The sequence below is a fragment of the Bacillus sp. GBSW19 genome (assembly GCF_002998655.1).
Taxonomy (GTDB): domain Bacteria; phylum Bacillota; class Bacilli; order Bacillales; family Bacillaceae; genus Bacillus.
On sequence record NZ_PVRF01000001.1, the window covers coordinates 1,177,482 to 1,198,705 of the forward strand.

Annotated in this window: 22 protein-coding genes and 1 riboswitch; of the genes, 2 read left to right on the forward strand and 20 right to left on the reverse strand. The window is 41.0% G+C overall.

The window, feature by feature from the left end:
• Window positions 1-110 precede the first annotated feature (110 nt).
• The 7 genes from C6344_RS06220 to C6344_RS06250 all read right to left on the reverse strand — a co-directional run bounded on the left by C6344_RS06220 (window position 111) and on the right by C6344_RS06250 (window position 6,148).
• Complete coding sequence (locus tag C6344_RS06220) at window positions 111-692, reverse strand: genetic competence negative regulator (RefSeq protein WP_034661102.1); 582 nt, start codon at window positions 690-692, stop codon at window positions 111-113.
• A gap of 165 nt (window positions 693-857) precedes the next feature.
• On the reverse strand, window positions 858-1,646 hold the full coding sequence (locus tag C6344_RS06225) for a metallophosphoesterase (RefSeq protein ID WP_034661982.1): 789 nt from the start codon (window positions 1,644-1,646) through the stop codon (window positions 858-860).
• Between the two features lie 87 nt (window positions 1,647-1,733).
• Entirely contained in the window at window positions 1,734-2,186 is a 453-nt protein-coding gene (locus C6344_RS06230; protein ID WP_060596753.1) for a DUF2663 family protein, read from the reverse strand.
• Window positions 2,187-2,250: 64 nt separating this feature from the next.
• The gene (locus C6344_RS06235) at window positions 2,251-3,012 is read right to left on the reverse strand and encodes a LysM peptidoglycan-binding domain-containing protein (RefSeq protein ID WP_106039215.1); all 762 of its coding nucleotides are present in this window, start codon (window positions 3,010-3,012) and stop codon (window positions 2,251-2,253) included.
• The gene (locus C6344_RS06240; RefSeq protein WP_060596754.1) at window positions 2,957-3,598 is read right to left on the reverse strand and encodes a CPBP family intramembrane glutamic endopeptidase; all 642 of its coding nucleotides are present in this window, start codon (window positions 3,596-3,598) and stop codon (window positions 2,957-2,959) included. Before C6344_RS06240 ends, C6344_RS06235 begins: the two co-directional genes overlap by 56 nt.
• Window positions 3,595-5,103, reverse strand: coding sequence for a RecQ family ATP-dependent DNA helicase (locus tag C6344_RS06245; RefSeq protein ID WP_060596755.1), 1,509 nt, complete (start codon window positions 5,101-5,103; stop codon window positions 3,595-3,597). Before C6344_RS06245 ends, C6344_RS06240 begins: the two co-directional genes overlap by 4 nt.
• Entirely contained in the window at window positions 5,096-6,148 is a 1,053-nt protein-coding gene (locus C6344_RS06250; RefSeq protein ID WP_060596756.1) for a YpbB family protein, read from the reverse strand. Before C6344_RS06250 ends, C6344_RS06245 begins: the two co-directional genes overlap by 8 nt.
• 266 nt (window positions 6,149-6,414) lie before the next feature.
• Here C6344_RS06250 and C6344_RS06255 point away from each other — a divergent pair, with 266 nt between their 5' ends.
• On the forward strand, window positions 6,415-6,663 hold the full coding sequence (locus tag C6344_RS06255) for a ferredoxin (RefSeq protein ID WP_003215700.1): 249 nt from the start codon (window positions 6,415-6,417) through the stop codon (window positions 6,661-6,663).
• Window positions 6,664-6,697: 34 nt separating this feature from the next.
• Here the strand turns inward: C6344_RS06255 and fmnP are convergent, their stop codons facing one another.
• A complete protein-coding gene (gene fmnP, locus C6344_RS06260; RefSeq protein ID WP_106036831.1) occupies window positions 6,698-7,279 on the reverse strand; it encodes a riboflavin transporter FmnP in 582 nt (193 codons plus the stop codon).
• A gap of 144 nt (window positions 7,280-7,423) precedes the next feature.
• Window positions 7,424-7,555: riboswitch (FMN riboswitch) on the reverse strand.
• 287 nt (window positions 7,556-7,842) lie between these two features.
• Here fmnP and serA point away from each other — a divergent pair.
• The gene (gene serA, locus C6344_RS06265; RefSeq protein WP_106036832.1) at window positions 7,843-9,417 is read left to right on the forward strand and encodes a phosphoglycerate dehydrogenase; all 1,575 of its coding nucleotides are present in this window, start codon (window positions 7,843-7,845) and stop codon (window positions 9,415-9,417) included.
• Between the two features lie 35 nt (window positions 9,418-9,452).
• Here the strand turns inward: serA and C6344_RS06270 are convergent, their stop codons facing one another.
• The 12 genes from C6344_RS06270 to C6344_RS06325 form a co-directional block, all read right to left on the reverse strand.
• Complete coding sequence (locus tag C6344_RS06270) at window positions 9,453-10,100, reverse strand: M23 family metallopeptidase (RefSeq protein ID WP_034661114.1); 648 nt, start codon at window positions 10,098-10,100, stop codon at window positions 9,453-9,455.
• Between the two features lie 100 nt (window positions 10,101-10,200).
• Window positions 10,201-11,304, reverse strand: a complete 1,104-nt coding sequence (locus C6344_RS06275) for a sigma X negative regulator (RefSeq protein WP_106031048.1) — start codon at window positions 11,302-11,304, stop codon at window positions 10,201-10,203.
• Window positions 11,216-11,824: an RNA polymerase sigma factor SigX gene (gene sigX / locus C6344_RS06280; RefSeq protein WP_034318821.1), complete on the reverse strand. Its 609-nt coding sequence runs from the start codon at window positions 11,822-11,824 to the stop codon at window positions 11,216-11,218. Before sigX ends, C6344_RS06275 begins: the two co-directional genes overlap by 89 nt.
• A 199-nt stretch (window positions 11,825-12,023) precedes the next feature.
• Window positions 12,024-13,805 (reverse strand): ATP-binding protein, encoded by a 1,782-nt coding sequence (locus C6344_RS06285; protein ID WP_060596757.1) that lies wholly within the window; start codon window positions 13,803-13,805, stop codon window positions 12,024-12,026.
• A complete protein-coding gene (locus C6344_RS06290; RefSeq protein ID WP_003215596.1) occupies window positions 13,802-14,524 on the reverse strand; it encodes a response regulator transcription factor in 723 nt (240 codons plus the stop codon). The genes C6344_RS06285 and C6344_RS06290 overlap by 4 nt, the downstream gene beginning before the upstream one ends.
• Before the next feature lie 86 nt (window positions 14,525-14,610).
• On the reverse strand, window positions 14,611-15,789 hold the full coding sequence (gene ccsB, locus C6344_RS06295) for a c-type cytochrome biogenesis protein CcsB (RefSeq protein ID WP_050943828.1): 1,179 nt from the start codon (window positions 15,787-15,789) through the stop codon (window positions 14,611-14,613).
• Entirely contained in the window at window positions 15,773-17,452 is a 1,680-nt protein-coding gene (gene resB / locus C6344_RS06300) for a cytochrome c biogenesis protein ResB (protein ID WP_060596758.1), read from the reverse strand. Before resB ends, ccsB begins: the two co-directional genes overlap by 17 nt.
• 1 nt (window position 17,453) lies before the next feature.
• Window positions 17,454-17,984 carry a thiol-disulfide oxidoreductase ResA gene (gene resA / locus C6344_RS06305; protein ID WP_060596759.1) on the reverse strand — a complete coding sequence of 177 codons (531 nt, stop codon included), beginning with the start codon at window positions 17,982-17,984 and terminating at the stop codon, window positions 17,454-17,456.
• Window positions 17,985-18,074: 90 nt separating this feature from the next.
• A complete protein-coding gene (rluB, locus tag C6344_RS06310) occupies window positions 18,075-18,809 on the reverse strand; it encodes a 23S rRNA pseudouridine(2605) synthase RluB (protein ID WP_034661122.1) in 735 nt (244 codons plus the stop codon).
• A gap of 135 nt (window positions 18,810-18,944) precedes the next feature.
• Window positions 18,945-19,481: a spore maturation protein gene (locus C6344_RS06315; protein ID WP_003216139.1), complete on the reverse strand. Its 537-nt coding sequence runs from the start codon at window positions 19,479-19,481 to the stop codon at window positions 18,945-18,947.
• Window positions 19,482-19,485: 4 nt separating this feature from the next.
• On the reverse strand, window positions 19,486-20,073 hold the full coding sequence (locus tag C6344_RS06320) for a nucleoside recognition domain-containing protein (protein ID WP_095285349.1): 588 nt from the start codon (window positions 20,071-20,073) through the stop codon (window positions 19,486-19,488).
• Window positions 20,061-21,212 carry a D-alanyl-D-alanine carboxypeptidase family protein gene (locus tag C6344_RS06325; protein ID WP_060596760.1) on the reverse strand — a complete coding sequence of 384 codons (1,152 nt, stop codon included), beginning with the start codon at window positions 21,210-21,212 and terminating at the stop codon, window positions 20,061-20,063. Before C6344_RS06325 ends, C6344_RS06320 begins: the two co-directional genes overlap by 13 nt.
• Window positions 21,213-21,224: the final 12 nt, after the last annotated feature.

A 21,224-nucleotide genomic window follows, 5' to 3' on the forward strand; every position in this document is an offset into this window, starting at 1 on the left:
AAAAAACGTTTTTTATCAAAATAAAATATCAGCGTTTATAAATATAAAAAAGAATATAAAAAATACTGTTGTTTCATCACAACAGTATTAAATATAATAGAAAAAAGTGATTAAAAATACATTTGAATCGTTTTCACTGCATCATCTTGCATGATCACTTTTCCATATTCTTTTAGCCGATGAATCGTTAATGTCGTAGGAGAACCAAACTCCGCTAAAATGGAAATGACTGTATCAGCTGACAGTTCTTCAAAATCATCTAGGCTGAGAAAATATTGACCTTCATAATGGTAAACTGTACCCCCTAAAAGTCCAATACGACTTAAACTATGGGACAGTTGAATCACATCTTCAAACGAGGCAAATTGATAGAGCACATGATTACTCTCGTCGAGCTTGACTTGCATCTCAATGTAATCTTCATCAAACTCATCATCATCAGCATCTTCCTGCTGACTCTTTGTGACAATGACGACCATCCCCTGCGCCTGAAGAGAAAATACTTCAACAGCAATCGGTCCACTCGCTTCAAAACCGAGCTCCTGATTCGCCTCGTTCATCATGTCTTTAAACAGCTGATGGACTTTGAACGAATCTTTCCAAAGGTCTTCTTTCGTAAGACCCCGGTCTGTCAGGTCATCTAGTGTGAGAAAAATTTTGATTTTATTATAATTCAGACGCTCCAGTCGCATAACGTTCCCTCCTGCCTCTTCTAAACACACATCATACTGTAGTATATGAGATGATGAGTCATAGGTTCTTAATTTTGTATTCAGTTTACACTGTGTCAAGACGGAAGACAAGCATGAAGCTATGCTTACGGTGACTTTTATGGAAAATATTGAGGGTGCAGCAAGTCATCGCGTTTTTACAGGCATTAAATAGATCAGATGGGTTTCTGGTTCTGCCCCGAGACGCATTGGAATCTTTGTTGTTCCATAGCCATTACTAATGAGAAAAAACGCGCCTTTGACCTGACCTGTTCTTCCTTTTTCATACGGACCAAATTTTCCGATTCGGATCTGACCTCCATGCGTATGACCGCTCAGAACAAGGTCGATTCCCTCTTCTTCACTCATCAAATGATGTACATCTGGGTTGTGTGATAAGAGAATATTCACTTCATCTTTCACAAACTCAGGCCGTATCGCTTCATAATCCGCCTTTTCAAGCCGAATATCATCGATACCTCCAACTTTGATTGGCTGGCCTTCGAAATCCCACACAGCCGTTTCATTTTGCAGAGTCGTGACATCATATGCATGAAGTATCTCTTTAAACTTCTGCTGGTGCAGCTCATGATCATTATTTCCCCAAACAAAATAAACGGGCGCAATTCTTGATAAACGTTTCACATTTTCTTCAATCCTGGCGTAGGGTACACCTTTTTCTGCTAAGTCCCCGCCTACCATAATGACATCTGGTTCTTCTTGTGTGACTTCTGCTAATAATGAGTCACTAATAAGACGCCGGTGTGTATCAGAAATAAAGAAAATCACTGCTGGTCGATCTGATTGAAGCGCTTCTATTGTAAAGTAATGCTTTTTGATGTTGTTTTGTTTTGCCGTTTTCACCATTTTTGCCGTTACACACACACCTGTTGTAACAGCCGCAATGGCGGCAGTAAATCCGATCGCATATTTCATCATAAATGGCTCCCTTGCATATGTTTCGTTCATAAGACGCTTGAATGAAAAAAGACGTTTCAACTATTAAAACGTCTTTTTACACATTTATTTACTTTCATAATAGAGATTAATGTCATATTGCTTCTGCATATAGTGAAAAACCGCTTCACGCTCTTTCCACTGGTCTGATTGCGGCCATAAGTCTGTGCTTTTTTGTATAATCTCACATCTAAGCCGATGATATTCATCCTCAGCCTTTTCCTCTTTTTTCTTATAGTAATAAGATGCGTAAAAAGCAAACACCTCAGCCATTATCCAAAATAGAAAGATCTCATGACCAAGCAGTGTTGCAATCATCGCTTCCGGCTGAAGAGAGCCTCCCTTATTTGCCGTTATTACAAAATAAAACAAAAGAATCGCCAGCGACAATAGGGCTGTCCATTGCCATCTTTTGCACTGCTTAGCAAAGCCCTCATATTTGTGCTTTCTTTTGATCAACGTTTCCATCATTTTCTGTGTCGGCTGATCCATATAGCGGCTGATTACGTGCAATGTCATCACATACACCCTGTCCCTTTTTTCTACATATGTATGTGCTTTTTCATTCGATCATGTCAGGTAATTAGTTTTCCAATGGAATGTTGAGTACTTGACCACTGTATACACTGCTCCCATTTAAATGATTATAGGCTTTAATTTTCTCTTCACCCGATCGGTTTTTGTAATATTTCATCGAGATTCGATACAGGTTTTCCTCTGGGCCCACAGTGTGCTGTACGACACGAACCGGCTTTTTTTCCTGCTTCTTTTTCTCTTCGGCTTCTTTTCGTTTTTTCTCTTCTTGTTGTTTTTGCAGTGCGAGCTGCTGCTGTTCACGCTTTTTCGCAGCTGCGGCTTTTTCACGCTCTTCTTTCTCTTTAGCAGCTTTTTCTTTTTTCTTCTGCTCTGCTTTTTCTTTTGATCGCTGCTTTTCTTTTTCTTCATCTTTCTTTTTCTTCTCTTCATCAGACGCATCCGCTTTATCATCGCTAGCGTCATTTTTTGTTTCGACAAGTGCTGACGGAACTGGGTCTGTGTCAGCACTTGAGGTTTTATCGATGTATACACCTTGATTGTTATTATCGTTGATTTCCTTTGATGTGTAATAGATCAATAGAAAGAAAACAGTGATGACGATGATAGGAAAGATAATAGCCAATGTCGTAAACAAAGGATTGCGCACTTTTTTCGTGCGCTGCTTCTTATATTCATGAAAGTCTTCTCGTGTAGGAAAGTGAGAGTCATCAGAAGGATGTACTTTTTCTTCAAGAATTTCCTCTACATCGTCGTCATGGTTGTTTGTCAGCTGCTCCTTCTTTCTCTGCATTCTCGACATTTCTTCCATGTTCATCCCTCCCCTTATATTTCAAACGAATTTGACAAGCAAAGACTAAGTCAATGACAAAATGAGTCATGACAGGAACAAATAAATTCTCTGTCCACTCGTATAAAAGTCCTAAAAAAATACTAATGGAAACCACGAGGATAAACAAGAGTATTTTTGATAAATAGCGAAAGTGAAGAAGCGCAAACACGATGCTGGCAATCTCCAGCCCAAATTGCTGTTGAACGATTCCGCGAAATAGTATTTCCTCTGAAAAGGCGATAAGTAGTGCTAACCAAACAATATGCGGGATGCTTCGGTTTTTGAACATCTTTTCATTTAAACCGCCATCATCATACATATGAGCGGGAAACACCTTCATGAAAATCGCATCCACAATGATGACGAGCAAAGCACCGCCAATTCCATATGTCAGAATGCGCATATCATGAATCTGCCAAAGTGCTGTAAAATCCGTCCATTGATCGAACATAAATATGCCTAGTAAAAAAGAAACGATAAGCATGAGGAGCTGCGTGAAATACAGCTGTTCTACGACTTGTCGATCGGTTAATTTTTCAATGATTCGACGATGTTGTTCAATCAATGCTGCGCCTCTTTTGTCAGATGAAACATACGATCCAGCACGGTCTTCCAGTGTTTCATTTCATTCAGCTCCAATGATTGATCTTTTTTTTCATAATCAGACAGGTCAAGTCCGCAAGAAGAGCAGCAATGATCAGAGGACGCGTGCTCTGTTTGATTAAGCTGTTCGTGAAAGTATGATAACAGAGATTGTCTAAAGCAGTCATGACCCATGATCCGCTCTTTAAATTGCCACACTTTTCTCAGCTTTTCTGTTTGTCTGTCCTGCAATTTTTCTTTTAGATTCATGAGGATTGCCGGGCGCTGTTCGGACTCATGCATCATGTAATAATGCGTCAGCATTCTTGCACGGGTCTCCTGAAGCCCTGTTTCCATTAATCGTTCACGTAATTTTTTTTCATCATTTGTCTGCATTTGTGTGAGCTGTGCTAAGTAGAAATCAATTTCTGGATCGTCAAATCCTTCTGCTTGGATCAAGTGTTGCTGAATATCTGCATCCTCTTCTGTATATAAAAGAATGCTCACACTGTTTTTCCCGTCCCTTCCCGCTCTTCCAATCTCTTGCATAAATGCTTCAATCGATTGCGGCGGGCTCATATGAATGACAAATCGGATATCCGCTTTATCAATTCCCATGCCAAAAGCACTCGTGCAGCAAATGAGATCAAGCTGACCGCTGATAAATTGCTGCTGAATGAGCATACGGTCTCCTGCATCCATTCCGCCATGATAAAACTCAACACGCTGATTGGTTTTTTGTTTCATCCAGAGTGCAAGCTCTTCTGTCATTTGCCGGGTCGGGCAATAAATAAGACCTGGTCCTTGCAGGAAGTCCGCAAGCTCAATGGCCCGTTTCTCTTTTGCTTCTTTCGATTCGTGCGCTTCTTTGACGAAGGCAATGTTCGGGCGGTTGACGGAATGAATATGAAAGTCAGGATGCTGTAATCTTAGCGTTTGCACTGTATCTTTTAGCGTTTGTTTCGTTGCTGTAGCTGTAAGAGCTAAAGCAACAGGATGACCTAACGCTTCTCTCCATTCTCCCAGCTTTGAATATTCAGGACGGAAATCATGCCCCCATTCTGATATACAATGCGCTTCATCGACGACAAACAGACCAATATGCATCGACTTGAGCTGTTCTAGCAGCACTTCTGACATTAATGCCTCAGGTGCGACGAATAAAAATTTATATGATGGCAAATGCCGAATGATATGTCGTCTCTCCTGAAAAGACAATGTGCTGTTAAGCGCCGCCACTCGTTTTTCTCCGCGCATTTTCATTCGTTCGACTTGATCCTCCATAAGCGATAAAAGAGGCGAAATAATCAGAACTAATCCTTCTGTCATATAACCGGGAATTTGATAGCAAAGTGACTTCCCTCCGCCAGTAGGCAGCATGGCAACCGTATCTTTTTGATGCAGTACACTTTGAATAATGTCCTCTTGACCCACTTTAAATGTGTCGTGGCCAAAGTATCGCATGAGCGTCTGATGAAGCTTATCCATTTGCTTTCACCATCCTTGTCAGTGCCAATCGTATTTGAAAATAAGTAAATGGATGCTCGAGTTTTTCTTTAATCAGCTTCATTTTATTTGTTTGAAGCTCCCTGGCTACAGTAAGGATCGCGCGCTGCTCTTCTATACTCACATACGGATCTATTGAAAAGCTTGGCTCATGTATCGACAGCTCCACGATATGATCTTCGATCGTTGCCTTTTTTAGTGAACGAATGTGAGCAATCTGTTCAATATCAAATCCTTTTTGGACAAGCTCAAGTGTTTTATGGGTAGAAGTTGTTAACACGCGTTTGAATTCAAGGTCACCTACGAGCTGCTGCAAAATCGGTGCCTCACCTTTTTGGGCAGATTGAATAAAATAATGGAGTACATTCCAAAAAAGCAGGTACACATACCACACATCTTCTTTCATCCACTCCGCCATTTGCTGATACGTACGCCCGATTCGTTCATTTGAGGTCAATGAATAAACAAAAATCAGTGCCTCTTGATCGCTTAAACAAACAAGGAGCTTTTCTAGTTCATGATGCAGATCTTCTGAAAGCTTGCTTTTCTGCTGATGCTGTTTCAAGAAAGATTTCGTCCAGCTTTGAACCGAGACATCTCTTTGTATTGGAACATATTGATGCGATCCAGCCATATAGTGAGAAAGCACTTGTACAAGTAAAGAGAGCCTCATCCATAGCATCTTTGCTTTATCGTGATATTTGGCACCATGAAAATAAGCGGGCATCGGTTTTTCAGAAAAATGCTGGTTTAGCATTCGCTGCCCTGCTTCAGTGATGCTGAATGTCTCATCGTTTTTTCTAATGTAGTGCTTCTCTTCAAGCTTTAAAGCAGAACGATTCAGCTGATCCCTCGTAAACCCCGGGTAACAGCCGAAGTACCTGGAAAGCTCAAACAAGCTGGCATCCTGTATGGTTTGTGATGATTTTTTTCCTTTAAAAAGATGGTAGACAGCACTAATGGAGCGTTCGCCGTTCAATTTATATACGCTGTCCATTAACATGACATCCAAATAATGAAGAGTCATTCATCAAAGCACCTGTCTTCCTGACAAAATTCGAATATTTTCTCCCTTTATTTTAACAGATTTCATACAAGAAGAAATGTTTAAACTCAATTTATGGGGGAAAGTTATGAACAAACCCTTATGTGATAAGCATTCTCAATCACTTTACAGTTGAAATGTGAATTTAAAATCATTACAATAAGGTTTGAGGAAATTGTTTTTTATCGGTGAAACTAAAAAGGTTAAACCATGTGTTCCATCGAACTATCTGGGAGGTATTTTTTAACATGGCAAAATATACAATTGTAGACAAAGACACATGTATTGCTTGCGGCGCATGCGGTGCAGCTGCTCCAGACATTTATGATTATGATGATGAAGGCATTGCATTTGTTACGCTTGACGACAACCAAGGGACTGTAGAAGTTCCAGAAGTACTTGAAGAAGATATGCTTGATGCATTTGAAGGATGTCCAACTGACTCAATCAAAGTTGCGGACGAATCTTTCGAGGGTGACCCACTTAAGCATGAATAGTATAAAAGCCCCTTATGCAGGGGCTTTTTTTATATTAACTATTTTGAAGTCGGCGTTTATTTTCAAACCATGGACGCATTTTCACAAAAATGAAGCTAAACACGATGGTAATGATCATTCCTTTAATAAAGTTAAAAGGTAAGATCCCTGCTGTAATGGTCGTCTTGAGAGCATGATCAGATAGTTCAGGTGCGTTTAAAAACCATGTGTAAGCTGGCAGGAATAAGAAGTAATTTAAAATGCTCATCATCACAGTCATCAGTAATGTACCCATGATCATTGACCATGCCATCCCTTTTGCTGATTTAATTTTTTTGAACATAAAGGCAACTGGTAAGATGAATAATGTGCCTGCAATGAAGTTCGCGACTTGCCCAACTGGAACACCAGACATACTGCCTTGAATGAGATAATGCAGAACATTTTTTAATGCCTCAACGGCAATTCCTGCACCCGGCCCATAAATTAAAATCGCAATAATGGCTGGTATATCACTGAAATCAATTTTCAAATACGCTGGAAGCCCTGGGAAAGGGAAATCCAATAAAATTAACACGAACGAAATACTGCTGAGCATACTGGTGACGACTAAACGTTTTACTTTACTTTGATTCAATATTCTCTCTCCTTTTCGATCAAATCTTTCGAAAAGAGGATTGTTCAATTTCAGCCGCAAAAAAACCGCTCATGAAAACAGGAGCGGGGAATTTGGGCTAGACAAATAAACGTGTGAAAAACCATGTTTTCAACGTTTACGAACCTCCATCTTCTCCCATCCAGACTATACTGTCGGCTTCGGAATCACACCGAATCCTGCCAAAAAAGGCTCGCGGGCTTAGAGACTATGCTCATCACCGCCGGTAGGGAATTGCACCCTGCCCCGAAGATTGATCATTATTCAATTCGACATCATTATATATGATATATGAGCATTTGTACAGATAAAAATCCTGAGCAATTTCATCAGTTTTAAGAAATCGTAAAAAACTTAAAAATTATAATGACAAATGCGCAAAAATTGGTTATCTTTTGTTTAAAGGTGTCCATTCTTTATAAAGATACCAATAAATGTTCGTGTTTTCTTTTTCGCTTTACTGCTTTAATTTGATTGACACAGTGAAAAGGAATATGGTAAATTATCAGATATTTATGACGTTTATTTTAGGAGGAAATCTTACGATGTTTCGAGTATTAGTCTCAGATAAAATGAGCAATGATGGTCTTTTACCACTTTTAGAATCAGATTTTGTTGAAATTGTCCAAAAAAATGTAACAGAAGCAGAAGATGAATTACACACATTTGATGCCTTACTTGTCAGAAGTGCTACGAAAGTGACCAAAGAGCTTTATGAAAAAATGTCTTCATTAAAAATTGTCGGCCGTGCCGGTGTGGGAGTAGACAATATTGATATTGATGAAGCGACCAAGCATGGCGTCATTGTCATCAATGCACCAAACGGTAATACGATCTCCACAGCTGAGCATACATTTGCCATGATCTCTTCGCTCATGCGTCATATTCCACAAGCCAATATTTCTGTGAAATCAAAAGAATGGAACAGAGGCGCATATGTTGGTGCTGAGCTTTATGGAAAATCTCTTGGGATTGTTGGACTTGGCAGAATCGGAAGCGAAATCGCCCAGCGTGCAAGAGCATTTGGCATGACGGTAAACGTATTTGATCCATTTCTCACAAAAGAACGTGCAGAAAAAATTGGTGTCAATGCCAAGTCACTTGATGAAGTACTCGAAGTATCAGATATTATCACTGTACATACCCCATTAACAAAAGAAACAAGAGGGCTTCTCAATAAAGAAACAATTGCAAAAACAAAAAAAGGCGTTCGCCTAGTGAACTGTGCGCGCGGCGGTATTATTGACGAGCGTGACCTTCTTGAAGCGCTTGAAAACGGCCATGTTGCAGGAGCTGCACTCGATGTATTTGAGGTAGAACCTCCTACTGATAATCCGCTTGTAGACCATCCGCTCGTCATTGCGACTCCGCATCTTGGCGCATCGACAAAGGAAGCACAATTAAATGTAGCGGCGCAAGTTTCTGAAGAAGTACTTCAATTTGCAAAAGGACTCCCTGTCATGTCATCTATTAATCTACCAGCGATGACAAAAGACGAGTTCAAAAAGATTCAGCCTTATCATCAGTTTGCAGGAAAGCTCGGACGTCTTGTCTCTCAATCAATGAGAGAACCTGTAAAAGAAGTAAGCATCTCTTACGAAGGCTCTATTTCAAAACTCGAAACCTCCTTTATTACAAAAAGTCTCCTGTCAGGCTTTTTAAAAGAACGCGTCGATTCGACTGTAAATGAAGTAAATGCTGGGATGGTGGCAAAAGAACGCGGCATTAGCTTTAGTGAAAAAATTTCTTCCAGCGAATCTGGTTACGAAAACAGCATTTCTATTGAAGTCAAAGGTGACCTTTCAACCTTTACTCTAAAAGCAACCTACATCCCGCATTTAGGAGAACGCGTTGTTTCCATTAATGGATTTAATATTGATTTTTATCCAGATGGACACCTTGTCTACATCCAGCATACAGATGCACCTGGTGTGATTGGAAAGGTTGGACAAATATTAGGCGACCATGATGTCAACATTGCGACAATGCAAGTAGGACGTAAAGAAAAAGGCGGCGAAGCCATCATGATGCTTTCTTTCGACAAACATCTTGAGGACGAAATTGTCAAAGAATTAACCGAAGTGCAAGATATACTTTCTGTCCGTCTGATCGACCTATAAAAAATAATGTTAAACCTCATGCATTTGCATGAGGTTTATTTTGTTGAAATCATTAAACGGTCTCCCGTTCGGATGAGATGAGTAGTAAGCTCATTGATTTTTTTCAATTGTTCCACAGTCATCTCGTGCGCCTTTGCAATCGACCAAAGGGTATCTCCTTGTTTAATGAGATATGTATTTTTTTCTTGCCCGTTTACATGAAGAGCCGGCTCTTGGAAACGATCCATCGCAATGATTGTGAGTGGATCTACCGCATCTTCTTTACTGACTGACCAATTACCCTTGTGCACCTCAAAATGCAAATGAGTGCCTCTAGAAGCCCCTGTGTTGCCGATAATGCCGATCGGCTGCCCTGCTTCTACATGGTCACCTTTTTTAACAAAACGCTCGTGTAAATGTGCATAGACGGTTTCATATCCATTTGGATGCTGGATAAACACAACCTCTCCATATGTAGCAGATACATACGAACGCGAGACCACACCTTCACTTGCAGCAAATATGGATTCTCCTTCAGGCGCAGCTATATCTAATCCCTTGTGCGAGCCACCTCTTGTCCCAAACAAATCCGTGACTTCTCCTTTTATCGGCTCCACCCATTCGCTTGTTTTCTGTGCATGAGCAAAAGGCGAAAAGATCAACAGCAAAAAACAGCTGGCACATATGAAGCAATACCTTTTCATCAGTGACTCCCCTTCTTTGAGGTTCTTTTTATGACAGCTTAGTATACAGCAAGGAAGCTATTTTCTATACATCAAAAAAGAACGCAATTTCTTGCGTCCTTTAACGGTCTCTTATAACAACTGGATTCGGCAGAGCCGGCACCTCTATGGGTTCTTCTAATTCATATGGACCAACTTGATCTGCCCCCGCCTGTTGAATGGTGACCTCTGTAAAACCAAAATCTTTCGCTGAGAGCAGCAGACCTTCAATGAGTAGAATATGATCATTTGAGTCCGATAATTGCGCTGATGCTCCAAATGTGATAGTCACATGTTTTCCTTTAGTCGTCACTTCTTTAATCGATTCATCTTTAATTAATGGATCAAGTCCGGCATCACTTGTCCGCTTCATGGCCTCTACCGCATCTTCATACGAAGAATAATGGGTTTTTGAAGGCACTAAAAAAGTCCCGCTTTTGTTGTCTAAAATATAATAAGCGTGCTTTGTTTGTTTCTCAATCGACATTGTTCCAATGCGGCCATTTGCTCCTAATTGAAGTTGAGAACCTTTGGATGTCTTGACCTGTACCTGCTTATACTTACTCCATTTTAGCGTTTCTTTTACCATATCTTTAAACCGGTTGGCTTCTTTTAACGTATCGAGGGACAAATCATTTTTTAACTGAAAGATGAGTGTATCTCCTTTTTCTCGAAGATCTACCATATCAATATAAGATTGAAGAGGTTTTGTCATTTCAGGCAGCTGCACCTGCTCATATGTGTTCATCATTTCCTGCAAATGATCATACTCATCCTCTTTTTCAATGCTAATTGGAACTACCTGAGAGGTTGATTCATCTATGTATGCAATGGTCATATACTTTTGCTGCTGCTTACGAGAAACAACGTGTGAGGGCCCATCAGTCTGTTTGACCGCCTCTAATGTGGCGTTCACCTGACTTTTGTCAGCACTTGTTTCCACTTGCTTATGATGATCTTGAGCAGCCGGCTGAAATAAATGAGGAGAAATCAAAAACGCCATAAATAAAACCACAACGGTTGCGACCGCTGGACCGATCCATTTGGCACTTTTCTTTTTCTGCCCGCTTGCCATCAGCATCTGCTGGTATATCTGCTTAGATGAACGGTTGTCCTCCACCTTTGGAAGCTGACTTAGTAACACCTTGATTCGTTCTTCGCTCCAATCGGACCTGTTCGTTTTCATTCACTAGCTCCTCCTTCAAAAGCTCCATATGTTTTCGGAGCACTTTCAGGCCTCGGTGCTGCGTTGTTTTGACTTTGCTTTCCGAGAACTTTAGCGCCTTTGCCGTCTCCATGATTGAGTAGCCCTGGATAAATCTTAAAATGATGACAGCTCGTTGATCAATCGTGCAATGATCAAGTGCGGCATAGATTTCTTTTACATTTTCATCCTGTACAGCCAGTTCGTCTGGGAGCAAGTCTGGGTCCTTTACATCCTGCTTATCCCAATCAAACGTGCCGAGTACCCGTTGTCTAATGGTTTGCTGTTTGCGAAACCAATCAATCGCCACATGCCTCGCAATTGAAAACAGCCATGTTTTCTCGCTGCTTCTTCCTTCAAAAGTTTTATATGAGTGAAGTACCCGGATGTAAACCTCCTGAACGAGATCCTCTGCCTGATTTTTATCTTTAACCATATAAAATAAAAACTGGTACAAATCTTGATGGTACGAATCATATATTTTTTGAAAGGTTTCATGCATAGGAAACCCCTCCGTTCACTTATTTTTGTCGATTGACTCTTACAAAACGTTACATTACAACTTTATGACAAATATATTACAAGTTCGACAATTTGGGAAGGGCTTTTTGTTTAACTTCTCCTTAAAAATATGAAAATAAAAAAACACTTCTTTTTTTAGAAAAGAAGTGTTTCTCATGTAACAAGATTCTTCGTCAGGATTAGACGAGTTCCTGCTTTTTTCTCGGAATATAAAAGGTAAAGTGTGTACCTGTACCCGCTTTGCTATGTGCATGAATGGAGCCTTGATGCGCCTCTACGATGTTCTTCACAATCGCAAGACCAAGCCCAGTACCAGAACGCCCTCTTGTTCTTGCCTTATCCGCTTTATAGAAACGTTCGAAAATAAATGGCAGATCCTCTTCCGGGATTCCGCTTCCCGAATCTTTTACATCCATTTTCAGACCGCTTTCCACCGATTGAACCGAGAAGTGAACCTCTCCGCCCTCTGGTGTATGACGAATGGCGTTATCAATGAGATTCGTAAACACCTGCTCAATCTTATCCGGATCGAGTACAAAGTGCGGTTCATCCACTTGAATGTCATATGTGAGATCAACTTGTTTTTCTTTCGCAATACCGAGAAACTTGCGGTAAATCTTCTCGGTTAACTCTTCTGTATCTGTCGATTCAAGATTAAGTGTAATATGGCCCGCTTCCATTCTCGCTAGATCTAGAAGGTCATTCACAAGACGTCCCATTCGAAGTGATTCGTCGTAGATAATTTGCGCAATCTCTTTCTTTTCCTCTTCTGAGCCTGCAATATCATCTACAATCGCCTCACTATACCCTTGAAGCATGGCAATTGGTGTACGAAGTTCATGACTGACATTGGCAATGAAGTCTTTTCTCAGCTTATCAAGTCTTCGTTCCTCTGTCATATCACGAAGGACCGCAACTGCTCCCCTGACATCCTGCTGATTATAAAGCGGAGACATGAGAAGAACCCAAGTACGTCCTTGCAGCGTGACTTCGATCATTTGCTCTTTTTCTGTGCTGACGGCTGTATGAAACAGTTCTCTCGCTTCTGGTGGCAGTTCATCTCCATCTTTGATCTTCATATTTTGCTCGTAATACCATGCCTGCAAGAATCGTTCTGCAGGAGGATTCGTCATGAGAATCGTTCCATCAATATTGATGGTGATGACACCATCGGCCATACTGCTTAAAATGTTGGACAAATGTTCTTTTTCTTGATTTAAGGCTGTGATATGGAATTTAAGCTGCTTGCCCATTTGATTAAAGGCGATGGCCAATTCTCCAATTTCGTCTTGCGTTAATATAGGAATCTTTGTATCAAATTTCCCCTTCGCCAAATCCTGTGCTCCCTCTCTCATCTTTCTGAGAGGATAGGTGACACGTGTTGATAAGAAGAAAGCGAAGATAGTGGTCAGTACAATGGCAATTCCGGCTGCTAAGAAGATATAACGCGTCGTATGTTTCGTTGTTTGTTCTACAGCGAGTAATGATTGAGAAAGAAAGACCATGCCTTTTTTTCCGTTTGCCTCAAATGGAACACCGACGACAATTCGTTCATCTTTCTGATTGCCTGCATTTGGTTCTGCACGTTTACTGATTTTTTTACGATCTTTTAGTGCTTGATTTAAATCACTGTCCGCTTCAATTTGTTTCTTTGTAATCGCAGGAAGCTTCCCGTCTTTTTCAGACGAATACCACTCTAGCCCGTCCTCTTGGATAATCGCAATACTCGTCAATTTGTCAGCAAGCTCTGATGTAATCGACCTTGCGAGCGATTGATCCTCATGGCTTTCTAAAATGACCGCTACTTTGTTTGCCATTTGAGTTAAATCTGACTTTGCTTCTTCTACATGGTAATTCTCAATGAACTCTAAAAGAAGCACGGTTAAAATAGATAAAACGATCAGGACGAGGAAGAGAATGGTTAACCATAGCTTTCCAACGACACTTTTCCACAGTTTCATTCAGCGCCGACCTCAAATTTGTACCCGACACCCCATACCGTCACGATTTTTTTCGCAGCTTCTGGTGACACTTTATTCAGCTTTTCGCGAAGTCGTTTGACGTGGGTATCGACTGTTCTCAAGTCTCCAAAGAATTCATACTGCCATACTTCTTTTAACAGCTTCTCTCTGTCATAAACCTTATCCGGTGTTTTCGCAAGGAAATATAAAAGCTCATATTCCTTCGGCGTGAGACTGACTTCTTTGCCATCAGCCGTCACTCTATGCGCATCGTGGTCAATTGAAAGATGAGAAAACACAAGTACATCTTTTGTTGTTGTCCCAGTATTGAGATAAGACGTTTGAGAAGATCTTCTGAGCAATGCCTTCACACGTAAAACAACTTCACGCGGGCTAAAAGGTTTTACGATATAGTCATCCGTTCCTGCCTCAAACCCTTGGACGCGGTTGGCTTCTTCTCCTTTTGCCGTCAGCATAATGATTGGAGTCGCTTTTTTGTCTCGAATTTGATTACACACTTCGATTCCATCTGTCCCAGGCATCATTAAATCGAGTAAAATGAGGTCATAATCTGTTTGGAGTCCTTTTTGAATCGCCTCATCTCCATTTTCTGCTTCATCGATTTCATAATTTTCACGTTCTAAATACATTTTTAAAAGGCGGCGAATTCTTGCCTCATCATCTACGACTAATATTTTCGTTTGAGTTGTGTGTTCCATTAGACAATCCTCCTGCTTTCTCCGTTGTTACATTCATTTTAACAAAAAGCCGAATCGATTCATAAAAGTTGGCCTTTTTCATGTGATTACGCGTAAGAATGAAGCCCTGCAATCACAAGATTGACAAAGATGAGATTAAACATAATGATGGCGAATCCGATGACAGCTAACCAAGCGGACTTTTCGCCATGCCAGCCCCTTGATAAGCGAAGATGAAGGTAGGCTGCATAAAAGAGAAACGTAATCAATGCCCATACTTCCTTCGGGTCCCAGCCCCAGAACCGAGTCCAGGCAATTTGCGCCCAGATCATTGCAAAAATCAGCCCGCCTAACGCAAATACAGGGAAACCAATGGAAACAGCCCTGTATCCAATTTCATCGACTAAATCTAGGTTCACCTGCTTCACAAGCGGTTGAAGCAGAGCGCTGAGTCGTTTGCGAATGATCAACCGAATCAGTCCATACAAGATCAGCCCCGTGCCGAATGACCATAACACCGTATTGACCTTTCTTCCTGAAAAAACAGGCGGCAAATCAACAAATGGTTCCAAACGATCTTGCGTCACAAGCTCTCCTTTATGAGGTCCAACTAGAGCTGGCAGCTCATAGACCATCACACTTTCCTCTTTATTTTTATCGACCCAATTAAATTTCGCCTCGTATCCTGTCATTCTAAAGATGGACGTGACAGCGATAAATGCAAGTGTGACGACAATCATAAACATGACGAGCTCTAAACCAAATGTCTTCTTCCCTGGCTTTGTTTGGTCGACATGCTTTAATAAGAAGATGACACCTGCCACAAAGCTGATCGCTAAAATGGCTTGCCCAAGTGCTGCTGTTGTCACGTGAATATAAAGCCAATTACTTTGTAGTGAAGGAATCAGCGGTGAAATATCTGATGGGAACATACTTGCATAGGCAATAATCAATAAAGCGATTGGAAGTGTAAATAAACCAAGTACAGACACTTGATACACAAAATATAAAATGATGAATGCGAGCACAAGCATCATGCCAAAAGCGGTTGTGAATTCAAACAAATTACTGACTGGTGCATGACCAGACGCCATCCATCTTGAAATAAAATAGCCAAATTGACTTAAAAAACCGATGATGGTGAGCGTAATGCCGATAAGTGCCGCCTTATTCCTGCGCGGTCCATCAACTTTCTTTTTTCCTTTAATGGCACCACCAAAAAAAGGAACTGCCGCTAAATACAATAGAAAAGCTGCAAATAACAGGTTTTCACTGACTGCTGCCATCTAATCCTTCCCCCTTGCTTTTGCTGATACTTGTTGTATCAGGCAGTTCTTTTTGATCAACTGGCTGTTTGATGCCACTGTCACTTAGTAACACGTTGAGATCAGACTTTAAGCCGAACCAGTTTTTGTTTGTGTGTCCTGCCACAAATACTTTTCCATCCTTTGCAGACAGCCAAATTCTTCTATGCTGCCAATACATCCCCTGCACGACACCAATCATGAAGATAATCCCGCCTACGATGAGCACCCCGAGAGTTAAATCTTTTCTAACCGTCAATCCCGTGACGTTTTTCGTTTCCACTCGATCAAACTTCATCTTATATATGTTGTTATCAGAGCCTTCTACTGTCTCTTGAATCGCCACAAAACTTTTTTCACCTTTAGGCTTTTCAGGAGAAATCATTTCAAACACGAAAGCAGGATTATTTGGATTCCTTGTTTTCGTACTCGGCGTTCCATCATCGTCAAAATAAAAATCAGGGAGATAGCTCATCACTTTGACTTTGTAACCGCTACCAAGATCATATTCTGACTTAGGCTCCAGCAGATTAATCTTCACTGTTCCGAAAGATTTTTCTGTATCTTTACGAATCAGCTGAAAGACCATTTGATCGAGTTCATTTTGTTTAAAATCCACTTGATATAATGAGAAATGATCAAACTTGAGCGGTTCGTTCACTTTGATATCGTGTTCTGTTACCTGCTTCAGCTTGGGCTTTTCACCAAAAACAACTTCCCCTTCACGTTTGTATAAAGTGGCATCGGTTTTATAACTTTTCACCACTTGACCGTCGCCAGCTCTTTCAATCGCATTCTCAAACACTTCTTTTTCATTTCCAGTTTCATAGCGGTCAATTGAAAACGCATTATTTTTCAAAAAATATTGACCATCTGTGCCTGGAATTGGAGCAGTTTCACCTTCTCTGACCCAGAGCGTTTCATCCACATACATGCCTGGGACAAACCTGAGCATCGATCCAATGAGAAAGATGATTAATCCAATGTGATTGACGTAAGGCCCCCAGCGTGAAAAGCGGCCTTTTTCAGCTAAAATATGTCCGTTTTCTTCTCGCACGCGGTAACGCTTTTGTTTCATTGCTCTTATGATGCCTTCATATGTATGCTGATCTAACGTTTTGTCTGTTTCACTGAACAGACGCTGTCTTCTCATAAAGCCTTCTTTTTTGATAACCCCTTGGTTTTTAAGTGCCCGATAAAGAGGAATGACCCGGTCGAGACTGCAAATGACAAGGGAGATTCCGATTGATGCGACTAAAGCTAAAAACCACCAAGAATTATAAAGATCATGGAATCCAAGTATGTAATACAGCTTACCAAACGACCCATATTGCTCTTCATAATAGGTGGAAGCAGATGCACCTGGCGGAATAAACCGCTCCTGCGGAAAAATGGTTCCTAGTGAGGAAGCAAGCAGTGTAATAACAATCAGCCACACACCCACTTTAACGGAAGAAAAAAAGTTCCATACTTTATCCACAATCGTTTTGTTGTATGTTTGCGAGCGTCTTGCACTGCCGTCATATCTCATATCAAGCAGCTTTGAAGAGTTTTTCTCTATAGCTGCAATTGGATTCCCGCATGATTCACATAAAACAGTACCGATTGGATTAATATGTCCACACTCGCACTTTACCTCTTTCATTCTATGACCCCTTTGGTTTAATCAAATTCATATATTCATAGACATTACGTTCTGTCATGGTTCCCTTTATGACTTTGATTACCTTGCCTTCAGGATTAATTAAAAATGTGGTTGGCAGCGGCGTAATATCATATGCCTCTGTCACTTGACGATCTTTGTCCATCGCAACAGGAAAATTCACGCCATAGGTTTCCATAAAATTTTTCACGGCAATATTGGATTCCCCAACATTGACTGCAACAATTTCCACACCGCGATCCTTGAATACTTCATATTGATTTGCCATGTAAGGAAATTCTTGTTTACACGGACCACACCAGGTCCCCCAAAAATTAAGGAAGACGCCTTTGCCTTTTAATTCCTTTAATTCAATCCGTTCCCCATCCACTGATTGAAGGACAAAGTTTGGCGCAATAGATCCTTCTTTGACTTGATCCTGTTTGGCAAATACTGAGTTATACATCGTATAACAAAGTGCAGCAAGCATCACGAGGAGAATGCCCGTCCGTATGAAAAACCGTCTTTTCTTCATCTGAAGTACCCCTTCCCCATAGACATTCAGGTAAATTATAGCATTCTCCTTCTTTTGATGCTTCTTCATTTTTTGAAGTTTATGTGAAAATTAAAAAGCGCTTTTCCCATGATCTGCAATCGCTCTTAGGCGCTTGACTTCATGCGGAGACAATTCTCTGCGGTCTCCTGGTCTCATGCCTTCAATATGAAGGAACGCATATTGCTCTCTTTTTAGCTTTAACACATCATGACCGATCGCTTCAAACATGCGGCGCACTTGTCTGTTTCTGCCTTCATGAATGGTTAATTGAACGATAGATGTCTGCTTTCGTTTATCGATAGAAAGCATTTTGGCACGAGCACGTGCTGTCTTTTTATGATCTAACATGATCCCTTTTTCTAGCTTTCTAAGCAATTCCTTTGATGGGATGCCTTTTAGCTTCGCTGCATACGTTTTATCAATTTCATATTTCGGATGCATGAGCTTATGGGCAAATTCCCCGTCATTTGTAATTAAAATCAAACCGCTCGTATCATAATCTAAGCGGCCGATTGGATAAAGGCGCTGCGGGACGTCATCAAAGAAATCTGTGACGACCTTACGTCCTTTATCATCCTCAGCAGCTGAAATGACGCCGCGAGGTTTATAAAGCATAAAGTAAACCGGTTCTTCTCTTTCAAGCTTTAATCCGTTGACTTCAATTTTATCTGAAGAGCCCACTTTTACTCCGAGCTCTGTCACTGTTTGACCATTAACGGTAACTCGTCCTTCTTTAATTAATTCTTCTGCCTTTCGTCTAGAAGCGACGCCGGCATGTGCAATTACTTTCTGTAAACGTTCCATTTGTCTTTCACCTCATGTACTATCTTACTTGCTTGACTTAAAACAAACAAGCATTCGTGGAAAAATAAGCGATTCGTCTGTCTAATTTCAGCTAAAAAGCGATTTTCCATCCACGAAATACAAAAAAGCGCCTCATTAGGCGCCGCTAAATAACAAACTGACGATGATGACAGATGCTATGATTCCAATGAGGTCCGCTAACAGACCTACTTTCAGCGCATCTCCCATTTTTTTAATACCGACTGCTCCAAAATAGACCGTTAAAATGTAAAGAGTGGTATCTGTTGACCCTTGCATGACAGCTGCGAGCTGTCCGATAAAAGAATCTGGTCCATATGTCGCAATGAGGTCTGATGTCATCCCGAGTGCGGCCGTGCCAGATATCGGACGAATAAACGCAAGCGGCACCACTTCTGCCGGGAAGCCGATCGCTGTAAACACAGGTTTTAACAGTCCCATGACAAAGTCAAGCGCACCAGACGCACGGAATATCGTAATGGCCACAAGCATGCCGACTAAATAAGGAATGATTGAAAAGGCAATTTGAATGCCCTCTTTCCCGCCCTCGACAAATGTTTCATAGGTCGGTACCTTTTTAATGGTTCCTGCAATTAAAATTCCTGCGATGATCAGTGGGATCAAAGCAAGTGACAGCCAGTTAATAAATGACACGAGATCACCCCCGCCTGCTTCTGCGATAGTGGAAATAGCGATCAATGAGAATTGCACCGATTCCTGAAATGAGTGTTGCCAAAATGGTTGGGCCTACAATGTCTGTTGGCTGATCTGCACCATAGGTCATTCTAATCGCAATGACGGTTGTTGGCACAAGTGTGATAGAGGATGTGTTGACCGCTAAAAATGTAATCATGGACCGGCTTGCTTCATTTTTCCCCTCGTTTAATGCTTTCATCTGCTCCATTGCCTTAATCCCAAGCGGTGTTGCGGCATTCCCGAGACCAAAGAAATTCGCCATAAGGTTGGACAAAATATACCCCATTGCGGGATGGTTAGGCGGAATATCCGGAAATAGCTTTGAAATAAAGGGACGGCACAATTTACTAAAGAAATTTAACAAACCTGCCTCTTCTGCAATCTTCATCAGTCCGAGCCAAAAAACGAGGACACTAATCAGACCAATTGAAATGGTAACTGCTTCTTTTGAGCCCTTAAATACAGCTTCGTTTACTTCCTCCATCGTTCCGTTGAACATCGCATACACAAGACCGATGACAGTGAGGAATACCCAAATTAGATTGACCATGAAGATCCGCCTATAGATGTCTGAAAGACAGACTTAAACATTTCTTGAAAGCTTTTTTGAGGCATTCGATTTCGTTTATTTTCATAAAAAATCGGAACTTGCTCGATCACCTGGCCATCTAATAAAAATGTCATTTTCCCTACAACATCCGGAATGGCTTCGGCGTTTTTTTCCCACTTCTTTTGAGGGGTAAGCATTTCCGTTTCAATTTCCACTAGCTTTTTCTCATCTTCATTTAAAAAATAGTCCACATCACGCTTGATAAATGCTTTTTTTTCGTAAAAGGTTCCTTTTAACGAAGCGAGTCTTCCTTTTTCAGCAAGTACGTACGTTTTATAGTGATCAAATGCATATTCAAACATAGAGATATGATCCTTCCAATCATCTGGAGCATTAATGGTCACAGCGATCAGCGCCGCATCCCCTTTTGCAGCTGTAGAGACAAGTGTGCGTTTTGCAAGCTTCGTATATCCCGTTTTCCCCCCAGTTGAATATTGATATAAACCAGTGAGGAGCTTGTTTTTATTTTTCCAATAGCCTTCCATCGTTTTCGCTTTATAGAAAGTCGTGCCCGCAATTTTTTGATATTGTTTATGCTCCATGGCATATTTTGTTAAAATGGCCATGTCATAGGCTGATGAATAATGATGTTTATGATCATCGAGTCCATGCGGATTTTGAAAATTTGTATTCTCCATTCCTAGTTCAGACGCTTTTTGATTCATCATAAAAATAAATCCTTCTAAGCTGCCGCCCACATGCTCTGCAATGGCAACAGCTGCATCATTTCCAGAACGCAGCATAAGCCCGTACGTCAAGTCTTCTAAACTCACCTTCTGCCCTTCTTTTAAATAGAGCGATGAGCCCTCTGCTTGAATCGCGCGTTTTGATACCTTGACGGTGTCTTTCATTTTTCCTGATTCAATGGCTAATACCGCCGTCATAATTTTCGTAATACTGGCGATTCTCCTTTTTTCATGCTCGTCCTTTCCAAATAGGACTCTGCCTGACTGTCCATCTATTAAAATGGCGCTTCTTGCACTCACAGATAATGATATGTCTGCTTTGGCATGTGAGGAAAAAGGCAGTAAGAGTGTAAATAGAAGAAGGACTGCTGTTCCAATTTTTAAATAGGGCATGTTCATTCACGT

Coding starts and splice junctions, on each gene's coding strand:
- C6344_RS06220 (WP_034661102.1), bottom strand. CDS start 692: ATGCGACTGGAGCGTCTGAATTATAATAAAATCAAAATTTTTCTCACA.
- C6344_RS06225 (WP_034661982.1), bottom strand. CDS start 1,646: ATGAAATATGCGATCGGATTTACTGCCGCCATTGCGGCTGTTACAACA.
- C6344_RS06230 (WP_060596753.1), bottom strand. CDS start 2,186: ATGACATTGCACGTAATCAGCCGCTATATGGATCAGCCGACACAGAAA.
- C6344_RS06235 (WP_106039215.1), bottom strand. CDS start 3,012: ATGGAAGAAATGTCGAGAATGCAGAGAAAGAAGGAGCAGCTGACAAAC.
- C6344_RS06245 (WP_060596755.1), bottom strand. CDS start 5,103: ATGGATAAGCTTCATCAGACGCTCATGCGATACTTTGGCCACGACACA.
- C6344_RS06250 (WP_060596756.1), bottom strand. CDS start 6,148: ATGACTCTTCATTATTTGGATGTCATGTTAATGGACAGCGTATATAAA.
- C6344_RS06255 (WP_003215700.1), top strand. CDS start 6,415: ATGGCAAAATATACAATTGTAGACAAAGACACATGTATTGCTTGCGGC.
- serA (WP_106036832.1), top strand. CDS start 7,843: ATGTTTCGAGTATTAGTCTCAGATAAAATGAGCAATGATGGTCTTTTA.
- C6344_RS06270 (WP_034661114.1), bottom strand. CDS start 10,100: ATGAAAAGGTATTGCTTCATATGTGCCAGCTGTTTTTTGCTGTTGATC.
- C6344_RS06275 (WP_106031048.1), bottom strand. CDS start 11,304: ATGAAAACGAACAGGTCCGATTGGAGCGAAGAACGAATCAAGGTGTTA.
- sigX (WP_034318821.1), bottom strand. CDS start 11,824: ATGCATGAAACCTTTCAAAAAATATATGATTCGTACCATCAAGATTTG.
- C6344_RS06285 (WP_060596757.1), bottom strand. CDS start 13,805: ATGAAACTGTGGAAAAGTGTCGTTGGAAAGCTATGGTTAACCATTCTC.
- C6344_RS06290 (WP_003215596.1), bottom strand. CDS start 14,524: ATGGAACACACAACTCAAACGAAAATATTAGTCGTAGATGATGAGGCA.
- ccsB (WP_050943828.1), bottom strand. CDS start 15,789: ATGGCAGCAGTCAGTGAAAACCTGTTATTTGCAGCTTTTCTATTGTAT.
- resB (WP_060596758.1), bottom strand. CDS start 17,452: ATGAAAGAGGTAAAGTGCGAGTGTGGACATATTAATCCAATCGGTACT.
- resA (WP_060596759.1), bottom strand. CDS start 17,984: ATGAAGAAAAGACGGTTTTTCATACGGACGGGCATTCTCCTCGTGATG.
- rluB (WP_034661122.1), bottom strand. CDS start 18,809: ATGGAACGTTTACAGAAAGTAATTGCACATGCCGGCGTCGCTTCTAGA.
- C6344_RS06320 (WP_095285349.1), bottom strand. CDS start 20,073: ATGGTCAATCTAATTTGGGTATTCCTCACTGTCATCGGTCTTGTGTAT.
- C6344_RS06325 (WP_060596760.1), bottom strand. CDS start 21,212: ATGCCCTATTTAAAAATTGGAACAGCAGTCCTTCTTCTATTTACACTC.